A 17,196-nucleotide genomic window follows, 5' to 3' on the forward strand; every position below is an offset into this window, starting at 1 on the left:
AAATGCGAACGATCTAAACGCGCTATACTGAGATGTTCTGATGCGCCAACTCCAAGAATCGCTTAAGCGCATTTGAGCGCACGCGGTTTGGCGGTGTCACGGTGTACACGCCACCTTTCATCAAAGACCAATCCGACAGCAGACGTTTCAACCGCCCTTGTCGCAAGTCGCCTTTCAGCAAAAAGTCCGGAAGCACGGTATAGCAATACCCGTTCATGACATGGGCAACCATTGCCAGTGTGATGTTGATCTCGGAAATGACGTTCGGAGATACAGCCTTGGATTGAGTGTCTTTCTCGAACACCCATTCTGTTCTTCCGGACATGACGCTGCTCTGGACGAAAGGAAGATCCGATAGGTCCTCCGGTTCGCGGATATTGGCACGCGCGGCTGTTGTGGGCGAACAGATGGCGATCACTTCAAAGTCCAGCAATTTGCGCGCCAAGTTGCTAGAGTCGGTTAACCAACCAATTCGAAAGGCAAGATCAAAACGGTCTTCAATGATGTCGACAAGACCATCTGACAAATGCAGATCCACCATGACTTCGGGATAGGTGTCCTGGAATTTGGCCAGAAACGGAGCAACATAAGAGACCCCAAAATCCACTGGGGCCGTAATGCGTAAAGTGCCCTTCGGTACCCTGTCCCTGTCTTGAACACGTTCAAAGGCATTGTTGGCCTGTGTCAGCGCTGATTTTGCATCCTCATAGAACTGCCGCCCCGCCGCGGTCGGTTGAAGGTGACGTGTATTGCGCAAGAGCAGTGGTGTTCCGACATCCTCTTCGAGCCGCTGAAGCTGTTTGCTGACCACAGCTTTGCTGATCCCAAGCGCCTCAGCGGCACCGGTGATTGTGCCAGCATCTACAGTGGCTACGAAGTGACTTAGGCGATTCAGGTTATATCGACGGCTCATACCAAACTGTTAGCTTTTCACTGACAGTGCTTCAATTCACTTTGCCTTATGTTGACGAAAGCAGCGGGTTACCTGTGGTGAGAACCAGACAGGAGGCTCCGATGCCAGACGAAAAACTCATAGTGATTTACGACACATTCTGCGGCTGGTGCTACGGCGCATCCCCCGTTTTCGACGCCTTGATTGAGACGGATGCTGAGGTGGAAGTCTTGCACCGTCATCTTTTTCAAGGTGCGTCTGCTCCCAAGATGAGCGAAGGAAAAGGCGCGCAGATCCTGCAAACCATTCCTCATGTCCAGGCACTGACCGGACAGGTGTTTTCGGAAGCGTTCAAATCAAAGATCGCTCTTTCAGAGACAGAAATACTGGAATCCGGGCTGTCAGCACAGGCAGCTGCCTTGATCCATGACCAAGGTCCGCAAAAAGAATTTGCCCTTAGGCGCCGCTTGGAAAACCTGCACTTTGGCGAAGGCATGTCCTCGTCCAATCGGCAGGCCATCGTGGATGCCTTGATCGCAGAAGGTGTCCCAGCCGATCAGGCCGAGCGTGTCGGTACACCAGAACTCGCCGCCGAAGCCGCTAAGATTTCTGCCCAAGCGCAAGCATGGATGAGCGCGGTTGGCTCACACGGCGTCCCGACAGTCCTCAGAGTAACAGATGATGACTTCACACAGGTTGACCATCAATCGTTTTACGGCCGGGCCAAGGCCGTCCCCTCAAACCCCAAAGAACTAGAAACCGTCTAGCGACAATCGAAAGGAGCAAGATATGACTTCCTCAACCACCAAAACCGTCGCCATCTTCGGTGCAACCGGCGCTCAAGGTGCCCCCGTTGTCCGCGAAGCTTTGGCCAAAGGCCACACCGTCCGTGCGATTGCGCGAGATGCAGAAAAGATCAAGGCCACCCACCCCGATGCCATCGCCCTTGCCGCAGATCTGGCTGATGAAAATGCTGTTGCAGAAGCCCTTCAAGGTGTTGATGCGGCATTCCTGCATTTCCCAATGCCCAGCGGTCCGGACGATAGCCAAAATTGGGCCGCGGCGTTTTTTGGCGCAGCGCACAAGGTTGGGTTGCCCCTGCTGGTCTTCGTGACCGGCGGACCGTCAGGCGACCGCTTCCCCTCTTCGGTCATTGTCGATGCCACAACCCAAGGAATGGGTGCGGTATTGAACTCCGGCATTCCTTCAATTGTGCTTCAATCCGCAGTGTATCTGGAGAACCTCCAGCCCGAGATCTTCCTGCCGCTCCTCCGCTCAGAAGGCAAATTGGATTATCCGCCCGTCGGCCCCAACATGAAGATGCAGTGGACCTCTCAAAAGGACCAGGCGACTTTGGCTGTGGCGGCCCTTTCCCGTCCTGATCTGGCCGGACAATCGTTCGAGATCGGCACACCCGATGCGTTGACCGGTACTGAGCTGGCAGGCCTGATGGGGAACTGGCTGGCGCGCGACGTCACATTCGCCCCCATGACCCCGGAGGAGTTTGGCCAGCGTGTTGGCGACGCATTAGGGAGCCCAGGCGCTGCATTTGCCCTTGGCGATCTTTATGGAGCAATTGCGAAACTCGGCGGTGACACAATGGCCATCGATACGAAGGCACTGGAAGCCACCTTTGACGTGAAACTCACCAGCGTCGCGGATCACATCAAAAGTTGGGGCTGACCGGCGGCCGCTTCCAAGTCGTTTCGAAAGTCTGCGAAGACTGACGGCGCAGGCTTCCCCCTGCCCCGTCACGCTCCCAGCGGATGTGCCTCCCCCAAGTTCTGAATTCGCGATCTCTCGCAAGCGAGCCAGTCAGAATGCAGCCAAAACTCCGGAAATAGTAGCCACATGGCGAAATAAAGCAGTTCACGAGCCGCATATTATTTTGCTGTCAAGCTTCATTATCTCGAACTCGAACCGCGCGATCTGCGCAAATAACACTAAGAAAGGAAGTTCCAATGTCACGCATACCCACGCCCGCAACCATCGAAGATGCTCCCGCAGGCAGCCAGGAGTTGCTGAACGGTGTCAAGCAAATGCTCGGCTCTGCACCGAATGGATTTCGCCTGATTTCCAACAGTCCCGCTGCGCTGGAGGGATACCTTGGCCTTAACGGCGCTCTTGGTAAGGGTGAACTTGACGCAGCGACGCGTGAGCGCATCGCCCTCGCAATCGCGAACCACAATGGCTGTGACTACTGCAACAGCGCACACACATATCTGGGCAAGAACCTTGTCAAATTGGATGAAGACGAGCTTGCAGCAAACCGGAAAGGTTCATCCAACGATGCGAAAGCCGACGTGGCTGTGCGTTTCGCGCTGAAGGTCGCGCAAAACCGAGGTCAGGTTGACGCACGCGACGTCGATGCCGTTCGCGCGGCCGGATATTCCGATGGCCAACTCGTCGAGATTGTCTCCCATGTCGCGATCAACGTCCTGACCAACTACATGTTCGAGGTTTTCGACGTCGAAGTCGACTTCCCGCACGTGAAAGCGTCTCGGGCAGCCTGACGCGCACGCACTTGCGCCTGGGAAAAAGTGTACGCGGCCAGATCAAATTGACCGCGTACACATTCCACTCGGCCCAAGCTCGATTGTAGACCGCCATGAAACGTCACATTGCCCTGGGGGTCCGTACACCGTTCGTCAAAGCGGGTGCAGAATTCGCAACCCAAAACTCCCCCGCGCTGTTGATCCCCGTTTTGCAGGCCATGGCGCGGCGCGCGACACCCGACTTCGTCGCTTGGGGCCAAGTGATCCAAGCGCGTCTGTGTCAAATATCGCACGGGAAGCATGGCTCGAAGCCGGGCTTGATCCACGTGTTCCCGGATTCTCTTCCGTGCAGGTTTGCGCTGCCTCGATGATGGCAGAAGCCCTGGGTTCTCATACCGTCGTATCGGTCTGCGCGGATGGCGGCCAAGGGTCGGTCATCCTGCTTCGCAAGCCGGACCTTCGATACATTGTCCACATACCCAAACCGAGGGTTTCTCATATAAGGGAGTACTAGACATGTCTGACCTGAAGACTGAAAATACGCCGCGGGCGGTGCAAGTCCAAGCTTTGGAAGAAATCGTCATAGCGCAGCGCAAGGAGATTGCCTTTCTCAAAGACCAGATCGAGACGCTCGAACGCGGTCATTGGGTCAATGAGGCATGTGGAGATGATTTGTGGGATCTTTGATGCTGCGGGAATGAGCGGCTCAGATCGCCATTTGAATCTGTGAGGCTCCAGAGATTGCAGACGCTTTGCCTCTAACCTCGCAGCACGCTCCGAACACAACGAGATATGCAGCCAAATCGAGATTTGGCTGCATCAGATCATAACACCAGGCAGTGCGCACGGTCGAGAAAAGCTATTCGATGCCGCGTGCTTTCAGAAATTCGATGGTTGTCTCGGCGATGAAAGGTCCATCTTCTTCCAATGGAAAATGTCCGGTGTCCAGCATGTGTATCTCGATGTCTTTCACATCACGTGCGTACCCTTCGGCACCGGGAGGCGTGAAGAACGGATCATTTTTGCCCCAGGTCACCAGAACTGGCGGTTGGTGTTCCCTGAGATACGCTTGCCATGCCGGATAGGCCTCGATGTTGGAGGTGTAGTTCGTCAGCAAGTCCAACTGGACCTTATACTGCCCGGGGCGCTGAACACGCTCGTAATCCATCAGCCAATTGTCGGGGAGGATGCTCTCGGGGTCACGCGTGCCGTGGGTGTATTGCCACTGTAGCGCCTCGACCGTGAACAGGTTGGCCGCGACCATTGCGTCAGCCTCGTCGGTCCGGTTTTCCCACAGCGCCTGCAAAGGTTCTGTTGCAGCCTGGCTTACGCCCTCGATGTAGGCATTGCCGTTTTGAACCAGCAGAGCGGAAACTCTCTCGGGGTGTTCTAAGGCAATCCGGAACCCAACAGGCGCGCCATAGTCGTGCATGACAATTGAGTATTCTTCGATGCCACGTTGCTCAATGAACGTATCCATGACGTCCGCAAGATTGTCGAAGGTGTAGGTAAAAGTGTCGGGCGTCGGGAAGTCGCTTGAACCAAAGCCCGGATAATCAGGTGCGATGACATGATAGTCGTCACTGAGGTCCGTGATCAGATCCCGGTATTGGTGAGACGAACTTGGGAAGCCATGCAACATGACGATGCTGGGTTTCGAAGGATCGCCTGCCTCACGATAGAAGATCTTGATGCCCTCCACGTTCTCATAGCCATAGCTTGTCGGACCCGCATGTGCAGACCCGGCGGTGATCATCATGGTAAAGGCGAGTGCAGCGCCCGTCATGCCCCACCCTGCGATGGGCAGCGTCTGGTGCATGGTGACGGTCTTACTGTGTGAAGCGATGGATTTCATGGTCTGTCTCCTCGTTGGATCTGTGTATTGAGCCCAAGGATAAAAGCCCCTATTGAATGGGTATATGGAACATATCGAAACATAATGATCGGATTTTAGATCAATGAAGCGGAACGAAATGAGCGACATCTCGATCTTTGTGGAGGTCGCTCAAGCGAATGGCTTTCGTGCGGCCGCTGACCGACTTAACCTCGGTGCCGGTTCGGTAAGCGAGGCGGTGCAGCGCCTTGAAGATCGCCTTGGTGTCCGCCTGTTCGATCGTACCACTCGGAAAATCTCCCTAACCACCTTGGGTCAGCAACTGTTTGAGGACAGTTTGCCAGCGATCAACGATCTGGAAAGCGCCCTTCGTTCACTTGATGATGCGAAAGGAACGGTTGGAGGTGTCCTGCGCCTCAATGCGCCCAAGAGCAGTGGGCCGTTTTTCCTCGACAAGCTGGTGTGCGAATACTGTGCCCTCTATCCCGATGCGAGTGTTGAACTCACATATGATGATCGGAAAGTGGATCTTGTCACATCCGGGATCGATGCAGTCATCCGCTTTGAGCATATGCTGGAACTTGACACTCATGCCGTTCCAATCGGACCTGACCTCGACATGACCGTGGTTGGAGCCCCTGAATATCTCAACACACGTGGCACGCCGCACGTCCCTGATGAATTGCTGGAGCATGACGGGCTTTACTTTGCGATCGGGAGCGCACGAAATCCGGCACCATGGGTTTTCGGTAACGAAGGAGAAACTTACTCGGTTGCGCCGAAACGACGGGTTGTTGTGAACAACATCAACACGCTCATAGATTACGCCAAGTCAGGCATCGGACTTGCCTACACTTACACATTCCCCGCCAGGCCTTTGATTGAAACAGGACAGCTCGTTGAGGTTCTGAAAGGCATGGTACCTCCCCGCCCAAGACACACGATCAACTACCTTACGAAACGTAATATGCCGATGAGGCTCCGGGCGTTCATCGATCTGGCAAAGAACGCAAAGTAGTTCAGTAGAAAATATTGTCAGCCCTTTCGGAAACTCGGCTCAGACTGATGGTCCAAACGTTTCGAAGTGAATGTTTGAAGCTGGCACGCCGCCGGCCTCCAAATCGCGTTTGATCTCGGACAGGAAGCGCGCTGGACCGCACAGCATGTAGTGCGCGTCAGATCCAACTCCCAATTCCAGCAGCGAACGACCGGTGATACGGCCCCGCTTGTCAAAGCTGTCTCCATCCTCTGGTCGGCTGTAGAACACCTGTTGTTGCGCCGCCGGGTAGTCCGCGAGAAGCGCATCGACATCCTCGCGCAGGGCATGTTCTTTGCCATTCCGGGACCCATGGACAAACCAGACAGGGCGCGACCCGTTTGCCGCTTTGGCGGCGTGCAGCATCGCAATCATCGGCGTCACACCAACACCGGCGCTGACAAGAACCAAGGGACATTTGCCGCACGGAATGACAAAGTCACCAGCAGGTTGTGAGGCCTGGATGAAACTGCCCTCACGGATCTGGTCGTGGAAGAAACGGGATACGAGCCCCTTGTCCTCGCGCTTGATACTCAGGCGATACCCGTCGCCCGCGCCGGGCTCACCGGACAGCGAATAGCTGCGTTTCGAAACGCCGACCTGACCGGGGATTTGAACTTCGATAGGCAGATGCTGTCCGGCCTCAAACGGAGGCAGGCGTTGGCCGTCGGCAGAGCTCAAATAGAACGACGTGATGTCATTTGATTCCGCCACACGCTTCTTGACCCTCAGGCGGTGGAGCAGATGATCCTGCTTCGTCCACCTCAACGCAACGGCTCCAGGGCGCTCGACGACTGCATCAATCTCGACATTGATCATGCGCCACGCGTCGAAGTCATGTGAATTTTGAGGTTCCCAATCAACGGTCGCGCGCCCCGTGACGTGCAAGAGAGTCCCGGTTTCGAAATCGACGAAGACAAGGCCGATCCGCGGATCGATCAACAGATTGCCGATCGTATTGAAGAAGTTGTTTCCCGCGTAGTCAGGGATATGCAGATGACCCGAGTCAGAGACACGCACGAAACCCGGCGCACCGCCACGGTGCGAGGCGTCATAGCCGCGCGAAGGGACGTCGTCGCCACTTTGATGACCAGATCCAATGAACATCGTATCCGCGCTTTGAACCAAGGCGATCTGCGAAGGGGTCAGTGTCGTGCCTGCAATCGCAAGTTCGGGCGCGCCGCGCTCGACACGGGTCCAGGCCCGTTCATGGATGTACTGAGGGCAATTGCCAAAGGTCTGACTGATGTCGATCTTGTAACCACTCTCCGATTTTCGGGCACGCCCGCTGAACCGGTTCCGGCGACGCGTCGCAAGCTCAATCCCGATCACACCGATATCCGTTCCCGCCTCAAGCGCTGCTGCCAGCGGATCGCCGTCGTCCACATCGGTCGCCAGGGTCAGTGACTTTGCATCGGGCGATTGGATGAACCCATCCTCACCGTCAACCAGTGTAACCCAGGTCCGACCTTCGGTATCCGCCCCTGCCATGACCAGAAAGGGCAGTGACGTATGGAACGCACGATGTTGCTCGGGCAGGTGGTCACGGATAAATCCGCCTGCCCATTGGGCGACGTCCTCTACCCCGGCCCTCGATTGGGCCTCTATCTCACCTGCGTGAAATGGATTTTCAGAGATGATTTCAACCATGACACAGACCTTTCTCGTGAAGGATGGCAGCTGGCGTAGGACACGCCAGCCAGCGGCGGTTACGCCAGTTCGGGAATGGGCGATGTCGCCATGCTGACGAACTTCGGCTCCGCCTCAACCCGTGCCAGCCAGGCACGCACGTTCGGATAAGGCGCCAGGTCAACGCCCCCTTCAGGGGCATGCGCGATATAGCTATAGCCTGCCACATCCGCGATGGTGATTGTCTCCGTCACCAGCCAATTTCGACCGTCCAGATGGGCCTCCATCATTTTGAACAGGTCGTGCGCTTTCGTCACGGCTGCGGAGTGATCCAGATCTACGCCAAAGACCTTGACCAGACGGGCCGCGCAAGGTCCGGAATAGATATTGTCCGCAGCTACCGTAAGCCAACGCTGCACCTCGGCCGCTTGTTTCGGACCCTGCGGCATCCACTTTGACTCCTTTGCGTAGGTCTGCACGAGGTAGACCAGGATCGCATTGGAGTCGGCCATCGTGTAACCACCGTCATCGATGGCAGGGACCAGCCCGAACGGGCTGATCTTGAGATATTCCGGAGCCTTGTGGGCGCCGTTAGCCATGTCCAGATCGATGGTTTCATAGGGCAGGTCCAGAAGCGCCAGCATCAGTTCGACGCGATGGCAATGACCGGATTTCGGATTGCGATAGAGTTTGATGGGGGTCATTTTCTTTCCAGTTCTTCTTCAAGACTAAAGGCCAAGGTCGCTCAGACCCGGGTGATCATCGGGGCGACGGCCAAGCGGCCAGCGAAACTTTCGCTCTTCTTCGGTGATAGGCTTTTCGTTGATCGAGGCGTGACGACTGGCCATGTAGCCGTCCTCGTCAAACTCCCAATTCTCGTTGCCATAGGCACGAAACCAGTTGCCGCTGTCGTCGTGATATTCGTAGGCGTAGCGCACAGCGATGCGGTTGTCGGTATAAGCCCACAGCTCTTTGATCAGGCGGTAGTCGAGTTCCTTGTTCCACTTGCGGGTCAGGAACTCTTCGATCTCAACGCGACCTTGCGGAAATTCCGCCCGGTTTCGCCATTTACTGTCAGGTGTGTAGGCCAAAGCGACCTTCGATGGATTACGTCCGTTCCAACCGTCTTCGGCCAGTCGAACCTTTTCGATTGCCGTCGTTTTGCTGAACGGTGGAAGCGGATGGCGGGGTGGTTCCTGCGTCATGGGATGATCTCTCTATCTCAAATGCTCATAGCGCTGAGCTGCGCTTACACTCTTGATAAAACATGCCAACTGTCGAATTAATGCGTTAAATGTGAAACTCATTATTTCGCAAAATGACATATATCTGTAGGAGCCTTGCCCCATGGATCGCATCCAAAGTCTTGAGGTCTTCATTGCTGTCGCGGAGGCAGAAAGCTTTGCGGAGGGTGCACGGCGTGTCGGGCTCAGCGCCCCATCGGCGACTCGTGGCATTAACTCATTGGAAGCCCGGCTCGGCGCGCGGCTCTTTACCCGCACGACACGCCGGGTCCGGCTGACAGAGGTTGGACAAGCCTATCTTGAAGATGCGCGGCATATCCTTGACCAGATGCAGGCCGCAGACGATGCAGCAAAAGGGGCCGCCACGAATCCGGTGGGCAAGCTCCGGATCACTTGTTCCAACGAGTTTGGTCGCATCTACGTCGCACCGATCCTTACTGAATTTCTAGACACCCATCCGGGGGTCAGCGCGGATGTTCTCATGGTCGACAGGATTGTGAACATGGTCGAAGAAGGGTTTGATTTGGCCGTGAGGATCGGCGAGTTGCCCTCGTCCGGACTTGCAGCCGTGCGTGTTGGCCAGGTGCGGCGGGTCGTCTGCGGAACACCAGGCTATTTTGAAGCGAACGGCATCCCTCAAACGCCAGCAGATCTGCAAAAGCATCAGATCGTTGCAGCCTCGCCTGTCAGCCCGACGAATGAATGGCGCTTTGGCCAAGACATGCAGGATGGCGTTCGGATCAGTCCGCGCCTGACAGTCAGCAGTGTCGCCACAGCCATATCGGTGACCAAACGTAGCTGGGGGATATGTCGTGTCCTGTCCTACCAGGTCGGCCCGGATCTGCAGGACGGCACATTACAAACCGTGCTGGAAGAATTCGAACCCGCGCCCCTCCCGATCCACCTTGTGCATGTCGAAGGGCGTCGGGCGCCTGCCAAGATCCGCACTTTCATCGAACTCGCGAAAGATCGCTTGCGGGCGACCTCAGTACTGAACTGACTATCGTGCGTGGTGAACCACCCTCACAATAAGGTTCCCGTCTTCCCAATGTTCAACACCCCACCGGCAGCAACTTCGACATAGACACCCATATCCATATGGCCGAGCTCTTTGCGGAGCAGATAAGGAACCTTCACGTCGCGTTCCGCTGTCTTCGGATTCACCTCGGTCGCCGCGCAGCGCTTTGTTCTGGACAGGATACGAAACGTCACATCTCCAAACGCCAATGTTCTGTCGACAGCGTCCAGTTCCGCATAGGGTGGCAATCCATCAATCACAACATTTGCCCGGAAGCGGTCCGGGTGCAGCTCCGTGCTGATCCGTTTTTCCATGTCGCGCAAAGAGTTGAGGTTCAAGACAGAGATCGCGTTCATCATCTGCGGAGAGACAACGGATACATCCGTAAATCGATGCGGGGCGGATGATACGAATGTGGGCGGTTCTGTGTCGGGCAAAGCCAAGTGATCGTGCAAAAAACGGGCAGCGGCCTCCGCCTGTACCGGATCTCTCATGTCGAACGTCTTAGGTGATTGTCCGTCGGAAACATCCAGTATTTCGTTCTCATCGTCGAAGGCGGTCTTCAATCCCGCAAGTCCCGCGACCTTTAGCAGAACGACAAAGCGATCTTTGGGCAGGGGTTTGGGATCTGTGGGATCAAAACCTGAATTGAACCGAGCAAACCCAAACAGGCGATCACCAGGGAACCCTTCACCCGCACTTAGCGTGACGGTTTGCAGTCGCTCCGCCGACAGACCTTTGACCGGATATCTGTTCAATTCTTTGATCGTTACATGTGCGTCGGGCATCGTGCTCTCCATCGTATGAGACGCAGGCACCCAAAGCGCCTGCGCCTGGAAATCCTATGAGATCATAGTTCAGTTCCGGTCTGCCTGTGACAAGCGCTTCGACAAGAAGTTCCGAATGCGCAGGGCAATGACATCACCATCCTCTTCGAGCGCGAAGTGCCCTGTATCAAGGATATTGTAGTCCACATCGACAAGGTCGCGCTGATAGCCCTCGGCACCGGCAACCGGGAAATACGCGTCATTCTTGGCCCAGACGATCAGCGCAGACGGCTGGTGTTCGCGCATGTATGCCTGCCATTCAGGATATTTGGTGACGTTGTTACGGTAGTCGTAAATCAGTCCAAGCTGGACGTCATGCATTCCGGGCCGACTCATGGCCTGGTGATCCAGCAACCAGTTGTCCGGCAGGATTCCATCGGGATTGCGAGTGCCGTGGGTATACTGCCAGCGCAACCCTTCAACACTGAAAATGTTCGGGATCAGCGTTTGCTCGTATTCCGCATCGCGCCCGTTTTCCCAAAGGTAGGTCACAGGCGCCCATGTCTCCGGGTTCACACCCTCTTCATAGGCGTTCCCGTTCTGAATGATCAGAGTCTCGATCCGTTCGGGATGGACGGTCGCGATGCGAAAACCGACCGGAGCACCGTAGTCCTGAAGATACATCGAAAAGGTGTCGACACCCTTTTGCTCCAGGAATGTGTCTACTGTTTCGGCAATGTTGTCGAACGTGTAGGTGTAGCTGTCAGGTGACGGAAAATCGCTCGCGCCGAAACCGGGATAGTCGGGCGCAATCAGGTAGTAGTCATCAGACAGTTCGTCCAACAGATGACGGTACTGGTGTGAAGAGCTTGGAAAGCCGTGCAAGAGGACAATCGCAGGGTTTTCCGGGTTTCCCGCTTCACGGTAGAAGATCTTGACGCCGTCCACCGTCTCGTAGCCGACCTGCACGTCGTCGGCGGAAGCGGACGACGTCATCAAGCTTGCAAGCGCGAGGCCCGCTGCTGTGAGTGTATGTTTCATAATATTCTCCTTTGGCTGGCTCGTTTTCCGTACCCAACGCAATGGGGTTGGCAGTGATGAGAACGAGCGGTTCTGTCATGCCAAAGAAGATATTCTTATTGCTTTTAGAAACTATCGGGATAATTCGAATTTCATTATTTTGTATTTTGGTAGTATTTGGTCACCACCTTATCAGCTTAGCTTTTCTAAATTGCGCTACGCCTCGACATCACAACATCAGTCGGTTCGCGGGACGTGGCCCTGCCAGATATCTTGGCGGTGCCACATGCTGTCTGAAGTAACGGGCTGGGCCCGAATGGTCCGCAGTCACTCCAGCCCACATGTCTGGACTTCGATCTAGGTCATGAGCGCACGAATATGATCTACCGTCTTGGACATCACGATCTGTTTGAATTCTGCCTCAAAGGTCTTGAGATCGTACACGGAGTCGATTTGACCCAATAGCTTCCCCTCATTCGTTAGGACGAGAATTGTCGGATAGGATTGAATGCCAAGCGACGCGGATAGCGCGTAACTCTCCGCGACCAGAGATGTGTCTTCGGTGGCGCCGACGATTGTGTCGGTATCCAGCCTGGGAAACCCGTGTGTTGCGCAAATCTGGTCATAGGTTTCTGCGACATTGAGGTCCCTGCCCTCTAGGAAATGCACATCCTGAATGGCATGTGCAAATTCCAGCGTCCGATCGGGCGCCAACGCTTTCATTTGAAGGATGGCATGGCTGGGGGCGCCGAAATGCTCAGCGGAGCATCCTCACAGTGCAACATATCCCGGAACGGTTGCCCGATGGCGCGTCCCGTGACCCGGGTCATATCAACCTCGGCTTGGGCGATGTAATCGGCCATGTCGGCATAGCTGCCCACACGTTCCCCTTTGACCAACCCACCAGGAACAACGTCGATATCAACATCCGGGTGTGCCGCAGCAAAGGCATCCAACGTTGGCGTAAAGCCAAAGCACCAACCACACAGGGTGTCGTGCCCATAGATGATCTTGATCTTGCTCACGAGAATCTGCTCCGCTTTGGAACAGCCTTAGGCGGCTGTTCCCATGATTTCGGCAACGGACTGGATTTTCGGGAAACCTTCCAAGGCTTCCAGACGTGCCAGCCATGCTTTGACATTGGGGTAATCCGCCAATGAAACACCCGCTTCCTCGACAGCAGCAATGTAGCCATAGTTCGCCATATCCGCGATGGTCGGCGCGTCTCCTACCAGCCAGTCATGCTGGGCCAGGCGCGGCTCGAACATGGTTTTCATCAGGCTATTTGTCTTCTGAACGGCGCCGTCATAGTCGATTGGCACACCAAAGAATTTCGAGATCCGGGCGCCACAGGGCCCTTCGAACACTTCCTTAACGCTTGTGGCCAGCCACTCCTGGATCAGGGCAGCTGTGACCGGATCAGTCGGTAGCCATGTGCGGTCCGCGTCGTATTTCATGGCAAGATAGGTCAGGATCGATGTGGAGTCGCGCAAGATGACATCGCCATCGACCAGCGCGGGCACCTGACCCAGCGGGCTGATTTTCAGGTAGTCGGGTTGCTTATGGGCGCCGCTTTGCAGGTCCATGATGACGACGTCGTGCGCGACATTCAGCAGTGAAAGCATCGCAGTAGCCCGGTGGGCGTGACCGGACAGAGGGTGAGTATAGAGCTTCATGAAACTATCCTTGTTGGGTGAAGTGAAGGCGATGATCTGACACCCAGTCGGCAAAGGATGTCAGTTTGAGATCGAACCGGGCCTCGATCTCCGAGGGGTCGGTCAGAAAACCGGGTTGGAACTGATCCGGGTGGGCCTGCACGCCGCCATACATGCCCGCGATCATGCCAGCGACACGCGCTCCGGCCATAATCGAAAGTTGTGCCTCGAACGCAGCGGGCGTCATGACGTCATAGGTCAGGTCCCGCCCCAGCACCTCGCCCATGATGTGGGCCAGATCGTCGCCGTCCAACGCGGCGGGCCCGCCAAGGCGCAAAACCTCGTTGGGCAGGTCGCCTTGCAATGCTTTATCCGCGACGCGGCCAAAGTCAGCGGCAGCACCCCATTGCATCTCGAAAAGTGCCGGGGTCGGATAGACCAGCTTGCCCTGCCTCAGCCCTTCCATGGTCCAGGGCCCCAGCAGGTTTTCCATATAGGTGATCGGCACCAGCCCGAGGAAGGAAAACCCATCCTCTTGCAATGTGCGCCACAGCACAGCCCCGGGATCGGTGGTCGAGGACGGGTCCATGATCGGCCCGCCGGTATTCCAGACAACCCGCGTGATCCCTGCGTCCTTCGCGGCCCGCAGCGCATTCAGGCCATGGGCCTTGCGGTCATCATTTGGGTCGGTGATCAGGGGTACGTGCAAAAACAGAGCGTCCTGCCCTTCGCTGGCGCGGCGCAGCGCATCCAGATCGGCCATGTCGCCCGTGAACGCATCAACCCCTGCGGCTTGCCAACGCTCTGCCCCCTTGGGGGAGCGTGTGAATGCGCGGACCGCATGGCCTGCGTCGACCAGCGCTTGGGTGCCTGCGGACATCTGGGCGCCGTTCGCGCCGTAAGCGAGGATTTTGAGAGGCATTGCTCGGCTCCTAGTGCTGGCTCAGGTCGGGACTGACGGGCGATGTTTCGATGAATTGCCACCTCAGCCCAGTGGCGGCCTTACGGCGGGTCACACTCGTGATTGTGACCTGCAACAGACGCAAGGCACCGGGATGGGCTGCGGCTGCGTCAGAATCTTCGATCAGCGCAGCCGTGCCGTGCATGTGTAGCTGGTCGCCCGTTTCAAAATCGATGAACAACAGGGCCGCATCCGGGTTCAGCAGCAGGTTGCCAAAGGTGTTGTAGAGATCGTTGCCGCGGTAGTCAGGGATCGTGATCTGGGTGGCACTGTCCACCGACACAAAGCCCGGCTGCCCACCACGATGATTGACATCGACCCCCTCATAGGGCGCGCCAGAGCCGTCCTGCACATAGGATGCGATAAAAAAGGTGTCCGACTTGCCGATCAAGTCGATATCGGCGGCTTCCAACAGAGGCTGCGGCGTCACAGTGGCCGGCGCAGGGGCCACGTTACGGACAGAGATATCCCGCAGACTGATGTATTTCGGGCAATTGCCATAGCTCTGAACAGCCGTGATGCTGATCTGCCCATCATCTATCGCTGACACGCGCCCGTGCATCCGGTTGCGCCGCCGGTTCGACAAATCCAGCCCCAAGACGCCGACCGGCTGGCCGATGGCAAGCCCATCAAAGGCAGGCAATCCAGCGCGGTCGTCTGTCCTGATGGTCAACGTCTTGGGGTCAGGGGAGGATGCAAACCCTTGGGGTCCAGTCAAGATCGTGGCGTGGGGCAGGCCCGCCTGATCCACCGTGCCCAGAAAGATATATTCCAGCCCTTCAAAAAATTCGCGGTGTTGATCCGGCATGTGATCCCACATCAGGTGCTTGGTCAGCACATCGATCTTTTCGCGCATGCCAACCTGGTTTTGCAGGCGCAGCTCACCTTCGTGGAAATGTTTGACGGTCATGGCAATCCTCCGGTCGTGTGGTGATCAGGACAAAGCGGGTGGGCCGTTCGGGCAATCGATCAGGTAGCCCCAGCCGCCGTTTTCAAGCTTTTTGGCCACTTCTGTGGACTGCCCTTCGGCCATGAGCGAGCCATCTGGCGCAACAACACTCCAATTGGCGCGCAGCAGGGCGACATCGCCGTTGATCACCTCGCAGAACACATCGCTTTTGATGGCCGGCTTGAGCTCAATGAACTCCTCAAACGCTTTGCGTGCACCGCTCAGCCCCGTGAGTGGTGGTTGATCAGACGGAAAGAAGATCTGGCAGTCGGGGTGAAACATGGTGGTGATACCGTCAAGATCGCCTTCCTGGAGATAGGCGCTGACGCAATCCGCGATGTCGCGGGGACGTTTTGCAATGTATTGGGACATGGGTAAGCCTCTGGTTGGTTTGGATTAAAAGTCGAAGGAACCGGCGTCGCGCACGTCATCGGGCAACCAGGTTTCCTGAATGTGCAGCCACGTGACGGGGCTGGTCATTTTCATCAAAACGCTGGTGACGCGGGCATTCTTGTGGGCCGACTGCGTGGCGCCGACCTGCCATTCGGTATAGGTCGCCATGATCAGATCCCCGATTTCCTGCCGGATGGTGACATCGCGGATCTGGATGCGGAAATCGGTGTTCGAGCCATAGCCGCTGTCGAACCCGCCCTTGAGCATCTCACCTGTCAGGATGTGTCCTTCTGGCGGGATGAAGATGACGTTGTCATCCAGATGCGACAGGAACTTGGGTGCAAGCTGTGCACGGTCCACGGTACCGTTGAACCACCGGGTGAAGAAATCATGCAAATCAACGATTTCCTTGGTGACGATCTCAAGCGCAGACATCTCGAACTCCTGTGAAATTCCGACTGGGGAGAGAGGCGGCCGCGCCTTGTCTGGCGCGGCCAGCGCGGTTCATTGGGGACCGTTGTTGTCCATGTCGAGGATCATCTTCCACGCACCGTTTTCATCCCGCTGGTAAACCAGAGCCAGACGGCCTTCGGGGCTGCGCACATCGCCGGTGTCGCGCATCTTCATGGTGCCATAGAAGCGGCCCACGACGACAACGGTGTCGCCAAATTCGGTCAGGGTTTCGATGTCGAAACCGGATGTGATTTCCGCCGCCGCGATGCGGGGGTTGTATTTGTCACGGATGGCTTGTGCACCGACAGTGACGGGTTGGCGTTCATTCACGGTCACGGTGTCGGGGTGCACAGTGCTGACCATCTGCTCGATGTCGCCGCCGTCCAGGCCGCCGTTCCAGGTGTTGATGACGGCTTCGATTTCTGTACGTACGCTCATGGGTCTACTCCGTTGTCTGAGGGTTGTGAGCTTTGAAAAACTGGCCGACGATGATTTCGTCAATTTCGGCCAGAAAGGCTTGGGTTGCGGACCGCTCCGCGAATTGAGGGGTCACGCGTTTGGCGGTTTCATGATCCGGGAACGTGAAGATGTCGGTGTAAAGCGTCGGTTTGTTCGGGTCGACGGACACCAGCGTTTCCCAAGACGTGACACCGTCCAATGCCACAAAATCCTTGCGCGCAGCCTCGCGGACCGCATCAACATGCGCGCTGTCCTTCATCTTCAAAACGAAAATCTCAGTGATGACTGTCATGGCAAGCTCCTTGTTTCTGTGGCTTGCCATGAAGTTAGGGGACTGGTAGCGTAAGGATAACCCGCCCCTTTCCTGACATAGTGATCGGAAAAACAAACA

At 56.3% G+C, this 17,196-nt stretch carries 22 protein-coding genes; 6 read left to right on the top strand and 16 right to left on the bottom strand.

What is annotated here, in order from left to right; genetic code table 11:
* Positions 1 to 22: 22 nt before the first annotated feature.
* A complete protein-coding gene (locus ACZ1HN_RS17595) occupies positions 23 to 913 on the bottom strand; it encodes a LysR family transcriptional regulator (protein ID WP_472728420.1) in 891 nt (296 codons plus the stop codon).
* On the opposite strand from ACZ1HN_RS17595, the gene ACZ1HN_RS17600 reads away from it, so the two are divergent.
* The 4 genes from ACZ1HN_RS17600 (at position 850) to ACZ1HN_RS17615 (ending at position 4,074) form a co-directional block, all read left to right on the top strand.
* Positions 850 to 1,659: a DsbA family protein gene (locus ACZ1HN_RS17600; protein ID WP_472728421.1), complete on the top strand. Its 810-nt coding sequence runs from the start codon at positions 850 to 852 to the stop codon at positions 1,657 to 1,659. The two genes, ACZ1HN_RS17595 and ACZ1HN_RS17600, sit on opposite strands and share 64 nt — an antisense overlap.
* 22 nt (positions 1,660 to 1,681) lie before the next feature.
* A complete protein-coding gene (locus tag ACZ1HN_RS17605) occupies positions 1,682 to 2,575 on the top strand; it encodes an SDR family oxidoreductase (protein WP_472728422.1) in 894 nt (297 codons plus the stop codon).
* A gap of 278 nt (positions 2,576 to 2,853) precedes the next feature.
* Entirely contained in the window at positions 2,854 to 3,405 is a 552-nt protein-coding gene (locus tag ACZ1HN_RS17610) for a carboxymuconolactone decarboxylase family protein (RefSeq protein ID WP_299598207.1), read from the top strand.
* Between the two features lie 498 nt (positions 3,406 to 3,903).
* On the top strand, positions 3,904 to 4,074 hold the full coding sequence (locus ACZ1HN_RS17615; RefSeq protein WP_472728423.1) for a hypothetical protein: 171 nt from the start codon (positions 3,904 to 3,906) through the stop codon (positions 4,072 to 4,074).
* 172 nt (positions 4,075 to 4,246) lie between these two features.
* Here ACZ1HN_RS17615 and ACZ1HN_RS17620 read toward each other — a convergent pair whose 3' ends face one another.
* Positions 4,247 to 5,242 (bottom strand): alpha/beta fold hydrolase, encoded by a 996-nt coding sequence (locus tag ACZ1HN_RS17620; RefSeq protein ID WP_472728424.1) that lies wholly within the window; start codon positions 5,240 to 5,242, stop codon positions 4,247 to 4,249.
* A 118-nt stretch (positions 5,243 to 5,360) separates the two neighbouring features.
* On the opposite strand from ACZ1HN_RS17620, the gene ACZ1HN_RS17625 reads away from it, so the two are divergent.
* Positions 5,361 to 6,239, top strand: coding sequence for a LysR family transcriptional regulator (locus tag ACZ1HN_RS17625; RefSeq protein WP_472728425.1), 879 nt, complete (start codon positions 5,361 to 5,363; stop codon positions 6,237 to 6,239).
* A gap of 39 nt (positions 6,240 to 6,278) precedes the next feature.
* Here ACZ1HN_RS17625 and ACZ1HN_RS17630 read toward each other — a convergent pair whose 3' ends face one another.
* From ACZ1HN_RS17630 to ACZ1HN_RS17640, 3 genes are read right to left on the bottom strand one after another with little or no spacing between them, the layout of a single operon-like run.
* On the bottom strand, positions 6,279 to 7,907 hold the full coding sequence (locus ACZ1HN_RS17630) for an FAD-binding oxidoreductase (protein WP_472728426.1): 1,629 nt from the start codon (positions 7,905 to 7,907) through the stop codon (positions 6,279 to 6,281).
* 59 nt (positions 7,908 to 7,966) lie between these two features.
* On the bottom strand, positions 7,967 to 8,590 hold the full coding sequence (locus ACZ1HN_RS17635; protein ID WP_472728427.1) for a glutathione S-transferase family protein: 624 nt from the start codon (positions 8,588 to 8,590) through the stop codon (positions 7,967 to 7,969).
* Positions 8,591 to 8,614: 24 nt separating this feature from the next.
* Positions 8,615 to 9,091, bottom strand: coding sequence for a nuclear transport factor 2 family protein (locus ACZ1HN_RS17640; protein ID WP_299211731.1), 477 nt, complete (start codon positions 9,089 to 9,091; stop codon positions 8,615 to 8,617).
* A 142-nt stretch (positions 9,092 to 9,233) separates the two neighbouring features.
* Between ACZ1HN_RS17640 and ACZ1HN_RS17645 the strand changes: the two genes are divergently transcribed.
* Positions 9,234 to 10,130, top strand: coding sequence for a LysR family transcriptional regulator (locus ACZ1HN_RS17645; protein WP_472728428.1), 897 nt, complete (start codon positions 9,234 to 9,236; stop codon positions 10,128 to 10,130).
* 23 nt (positions 10,131 to 10,153) lie between these two features.
* On the opposite strand, the gene ACZ1HN_RS17650 is transcribed toward ACZ1HN_RS17645, so the two are convergent.
* The 11 genes from ACZ1HN_RS17650 to ACZ1HN_RS17700 all read right to left on the bottom strand — a co-directional run bounded on the left by ACZ1HN_RS17650 (position 10,154) and on the right by ACZ1HN_RS17700 (position 17,097).
* Positions 10,154 to 10,936 carry an MOSC domain-containing protein gene (locus ACZ1HN_RS17650; RefSeq protein ID WP_472728429.1) on the bottom strand — a complete coding sequence of 261 codons (783 nt, stop codon included), beginning with the start codon at positions 10,934 to 10,936 and terminating at the stop codon, positions 10,154 to 10,156.
* Between the two features lie 69 nt (positions 10,937 to 11,005).
* Positions 11,006 to 11,956: an alpha/beta fold hydrolase gene (locus tag ACZ1HN_RS17655; protein WP_472728430.1), complete on the bottom strand. Its 951-nt coding sequence runs from the start codon at positions 11,954 to 11,956 to the stop codon at positions 11,006 to 11,008.
* Between the two features lie 336 nt (positions 11,957 to 12,292).
* Positions 12,293 to 12,658, bottom strand: coding sequence for a hypothetical protein (locus ACZ1HN_RS17660; protein ID WP_472728431.1), 366 nt, complete (start codon positions 12,656 to 12,658; stop codon positions 12,293 to 12,295).
* Positions 12,655 to 12,960 (bottom strand): hypothetical protein, encoded by a 306-nt coding sequence (locus ACZ1HN_RS17665; protein ID WP_472728432.1) that lies wholly within the window; start codon positions 12,958 to 12,960, stop codon positions 12,655 to 12,657. The genes ACZ1HN_RS17660 and ACZ1HN_RS17665 overlap by 4 nt, the downstream gene beginning before the upstream one ends.
* Before the next feature lie 27 nt (positions 12,961 to 12,987).
* Positions 12,988 to 13,611, bottom strand: a complete 624-nt coding sequence (locus ACZ1HN_RS17670; RefSeq protein ID WP_472728433.1) for a glutathione S-transferase family protein — start codon at positions 13,609 to 13,611, stop codon at positions 12,988 to 12,990.
* Positions 13,612 to 13,615: 4 nt separating this feature from the next.
* On the bottom strand, positions 13,616 to 14,512 hold the full coding sequence (locus ACZ1HN_RS17675; protein WP_472728434.1) for an NmrA family NAD(P)-binding protein: 897 nt from the start codon (positions 14,510 to 14,512) through the stop codon (positions 13,616 to 13,618).
* Between the two features lie 10 nt (positions 14,513 to 14,522).
* Positions 14,523 to 15,461 (bottom strand): pyridoxamine 5'-phosphate oxidase family protein, encoded by a 939-nt coding sequence (locus ACZ1HN_RS17680; protein WP_472728435.1) that lies wholly within the window; start codon positions 15,459 to 15,461, stop codon positions 14,523 to 14,525.
* A 24-nt stretch (positions 15,462 to 15,485) separates the two neighbouring features.
* Entirely contained in the window at positions 15,486 to 15,872 is a 387-nt protein-coding gene (locus ACZ1HN_RS17685) for a YybH family protein (RefSeq protein ID WP_472728436.1), read from the bottom strand.
* A 24-nt stretch (positions 15,873 to 15,896) separates the two neighbouring features.
* Complete coding sequence (locus tag ACZ1HN_RS17690) at positions 15,897 to 16,328, bottom strand: hypothetical protein (protein WP_472728437.1); 432 nt, start codon at positions 16,326 to 16,328, stop codon at positions 15,897 to 15,899.
* 69 nt (positions 16,329 to 16,397) lie between these two features.
* Complete coding sequence (locus tag ACZ1HN_RS17695; RefSeq protein ID WP_299699086.1) at positions 16,398 to 16,784, bottom strand: YybH family protein; 387 nt, start codon at positions 16,782 to 16,784, stop codon at positions 16,398 to 16,400.
* 4 nt (positions 16,785 to 16,788) lie between these two features.
* Positions 16,789 to 17,097 carry a hypothetical protein gene (locus ACZ1HN_RS17700; RefSeq protein WP_472728438.1) on the bottom strand — a complete coding sequence of 103 codons (309 nt, stop codon included), beginning with the start codon at positions 17,095 to 17,097 and terminating at the stop codon, positions 16,789 to 16,791.
* Between the last annotated feature and the right edge of the window lie 99 nt (positions 17,098 to 17,196).

The sequence above is a fragment of the Tateyamaria sp. GN1-10 genome (genome assembly GCF_055693845.1).

Coding starts and splice junctions, on each gene's coding strand:
- ACZ1HN_RS17700 (WP_472728438.1), bottom strand. CDS start 17,097: ATGACAGTCATCACTGAGATTTTCGTTTTGAAGATGAAGGACAGCGCG.
- ACZ1HN_RS17635 (WP_472728427.1), bottom strand. CDS start 8,590: ATGACCCCCATCAAACTCTATCGCAATCCGAAATCCGGTCATTGCCAT.
- ACZ1HN_RS17645 (WP_472728428.1), top strand. CDS start 9,234: ATGGATCGCATCCAAAGTCTTGAGGTCTTCATTGCTGTCGCGGAGGCA.
- ACZ1HN_RS17650 (WP_472728429.1), bottom strand. CDS start 10,936: ATGCCCGACGCACATGTAACGATCAAAGAATTGAACAGATATCCGGTC.
- ACZ1HN_RS17670 (WP_472728433.1), bottom strand. CDS start 13,611: ATGAAGCTCTATACTCACCCTCTGTCCGGTCACGCCCACCGGGCTACT.
- ACZ1HN_RS17640 (WP_299211731.1), bottom strand. CDS start 9,091: ATGACGCAGGAACCACCCCGCCATCCGCTTCCACCGTTCAGCAAAACG.
- ACZ1HN_RS17680 (WP_472728435.1), bottom strand. CDS start 15,461: ATGACCGTCAAACATTTCCACGAAGGTGAGCTGCGCCTGCAAAACCAG.
- ACZ1HN_RS17655 (WP_472728430.1), bottom strand. CDS start 11,956: ATGAAACATACACTCACAGCAGCGGGCCTCGCGCTTGCAAGCTTGATG.
- ACZ1HN_RS17610 (WP_299598207.1), top strand. CDS start 2,854: ATGTCACGCATACCCACGCCCGCAACCATCGAAGATGCTCCCGCAGGC.
- ACZ1HN_RS17630 (WP_472728426.1), bottom strand. CDS start 7,907: ATGGTTGAAATCATCTCTGAAAATCCATTTCACGCAGGTGAGATAGAG.
- ACZ1HN_RS17625 (WP_472728425.1), top strand. CDS start 5,361: ATGAGCGACATCTCGATCTTTGTGGAGGTCGCTCAAGCGAATGGCTTT.
- ACZ1HN_RS17690 (WP_472728437.1), bottom strand. CDS start 16,328: ATGTCTGCGCTTGAGATCGTCACCAAGGAAATCGTTGATTTGCATGAT.
- ACZ1HN_RS17620 (WP_472728424.1), bottom strand. CDS start 5,242: ATGAAATCCATCGCTTCACACAGTAAGACCGTCACCATGCACCAGACG.
- ACZ1HN_RS17675 (WP_472728434.1), bottom strand. CDS start 14,512: ATGCCTCTCAAAATCCTCGCTTACGGCGCGAACGGCGCCCAGATGTCC.
- ACZ1HN_RS17595 (WP_472728420.1), bottom strand. CDS start 913: ATGAGCCGTCGATATAACCTGAATCGCCTAAGTCACTTCGTAGCCACT.
- ACZ1HN_RS17615 (WP_472728423.1), top strand. CDS start 3,904: ATGTCTGACCTGAAGACTGAAAATACGCCGCGGGCGGTGCAAGTCCAA.
- ACZ1HN_RS17695 (WP_299699086.1), bottom strand. CDS start 16,784: ATGAGCGTACGTACAGAAATCGAAGCCGTCATCAACACCTGGAACGGC.
- ACZ1HN_RS17660 (WP_472728431.1), bottom strand. CDS start 12,658: ATGAAAGCGTTGGCGCCCGATCGGACGCTGGAATTTGCACATGCCATT.
- ACZ1HN_RS17605 (WP_472728422.1), top strand. CDS start 1,682: ATGACTTCCTCAACCACCAAAACCGTCGCCATCTTCGGTGCAACCGGC.
- ACZ1HN_RS17685 (WP_472728436.1), bottom strand. CDS start 15,872: ATGTCCCAATACATTGCAAAACGTCCCCGCGACATCGCGGATTGCGTC.